Source organism: Kocuria himachalensis (assembly GCF_054784195.1).
On sequence record NZ_BAAGPL010000046.1, the window covers coordinates 1 to 1,979 of the forward strand.

Genomic DNA, 1,979 nt, shown 5'->3' on the forward strand with positions numbered 1-1,979 from the left:
GGCCGACCCGGAAGTGGAGGCGGTGGTGATCACCGCCCCGGCCCGCTTCCACACCACCCTGGTGGAGCAGGTTGCCGCGGCGGGCAAGGCGATCTTCTGCGAGAAGCCGGCCGGGATGAGCCTGGAGGAGATCGACCGGGTCCACCGCGCGGTGGAGACCCACGGGGTGGTCTTCCGGATCGGGTTCAACCGCCGCTTCGCCGACGGGTTCCCGCAGGCCCGGGCGGCGATCGAGGCCGGGCGGATCGGCACCGTGCAGCTGCTGCGCTCCATCACCCGGGACCCGGGGCTGGCGAACCCGGCGGCGGTGGCCCCGTGGACGATCTTCCTGGAGACCCTCATCCACGACTTCGACACCTTGAACTTCCTCAACCCCGGCGCCCGGGCCGTGCAGGTGTACGCGGTGGCTGATGCGCTGGTGGCCCCGGACTACCGGGAGGCCGGGCTGCTGGACACCGCGGTGGTCACGATCCGCTACGACAACGGGGCGATCGCCACCGCCGAGGCCAGCTTCGCCGCCGCCTACGGCTACGACACCCGGGCGGAGGCCTTCGGCTCCGCCGGGATGGTCACCGCCGGGGACCTGGCGGCCTCGAGCCTGCGCTACTACGGGCCCGAGGGCATCAGCATCGACACGGTGCGCGCGGACACCCAGTCCATGCGCGGGGCCTACACCGGAGAGCTGCAGGCCTTCGTCGACACTGCCCTGGGCACCCCGACCGCAGGGCCTGGCACCGAGGCCGCCCGTGATGCGCTGCGGATCGCGCTGGGCTGCATCGAGTCCTGCCGCACCAGCGCCCCCGTCGAGCTCTCTGTCGCGGAGGCGGCCCGGTGAGCGGGTTCACCCTGGCGGCCAACGCGGAGATGCTCTTCGTCGACCTGCCGTTCGAGCAGCGGGTGCGGTGCCTGCACGAGGCCGGGTTCGAGGTGGAGATCTGGGACTGGACCACCAAGGACCTGCCGGCCCTGGCCGCCACCGGGGCCAGGTTCGGGTCGATGACCGGCTACGTGCGCGGGGCTCTCGTGGACCCGGACGGGGCGGCGGAGCTGCTGCGCACCGCCGAGGAGTCCCTGGCGGCGGCGGCGGTCCTCGACTGCCCCCGGCTCAACGTCCACGGCACCGGCCTGGATGACAAGGGCCTGCCCGTGGTGGCCCACGAGGTCGTGACCGGGGCGGACTGGCTGGCTGCGGCCCGCACCCTGGAGCGCCTCGCCGCGCTGGGGGAGCGCCACGGGCGGGTCTTCACCCTGGAGAACCTCAACACCGCCCTCGACCACCCGGGGGTGCCCTTCGGACGGGCCGAGGACACCCTGGCCCTGGTCGCGGCGGTGGACAGCCCGCACCTGCGGTTGAACCTGGACCTCTACCACGCCCAGATCGGGGAGGGGAACCTGGTGGAGTTGTGCGCCCGGGCCCTTCCGCATATTGGGGAGATCCAAGTGGCGGACGTGCCCGGTCGCTGCGAGCCCGGCACCGGGGAGATCCACTACCCCCGGGTGGCCGCCGCCCTGGCCGAGACCGGATACGAAGGAGTGATCGCGATGGAGGCCTTCGCCGCCGACACCCCCGAAGTGGCCCTGCAACGTTTCCGCGACGCCTTCACCACCTCCCGGCGATGACTCCCACCTCCACGTCACAGGACGCCCCCGGCCGCCCATCCGGGCGCCGCGTCACCATGCGCGACGTGGCCCGGGCGGCCGGGGTGTCCCAGCCGCTGGTCTCGATCGTCTTCCGGAATGTTCCCGGGGCCAGCGAGGAGACCCGGGCCCATGTGCGGGCGGTCGCGGCCGAGCTGGGCTATCGCCGTGACGAACGCGCCCGCGTGCTGCGTCAACAACACTCCCGGCTGCTGGGGGTGGCCTTCGAACCGATGCAGCCCTTCCACGGAGAAATCGTCGACGGCCTGCACCTCGCCGCCCAAGAGCACGGCTATGACATCGTCCTTTCTGCCATCACGCCCCACCGGGACGAGGGCGCC

General features: G+C 72.6%; 3 protein-coding genes. All 3 read left to right on the top strand.

From position 1 onward, the window contains the following. The coding region (locus ACYVM4_RS18330) for a Gfo/Idh/MocA family protein (RefSeq protein ID WP_460669472.1) at positions 1 to 835 on the top strand (835 nt) is incomplete at its 5' end. Further along, the gene (locus ACYVM4_RS18335) at positions 832 to 1,620 is read left to right on the top strand and encodes a TIM barrel protein (protein WP_460669473.1); all 789 of its coding nucleotides are present in this window, start codon (positions 832 to 834) and stop codon (positions 1,618 to 1,620) included. The genes ACYVM4_RS18330 and ACYVM4_RS18335, both read left to right, overlap by 4 nt. After that, positions 1,617 to 1,979: LacI family DNA-binding transcriptional regulator (locus ACYVM4_RS18340; protein WP_460669474.1), on the top strand; the 363-nt coding region annotated here is incomplete at its 3' end. The genes ACYVM4_RS18335 and ACYVM4_RS18340, both read left to right, overlap by 4 nt.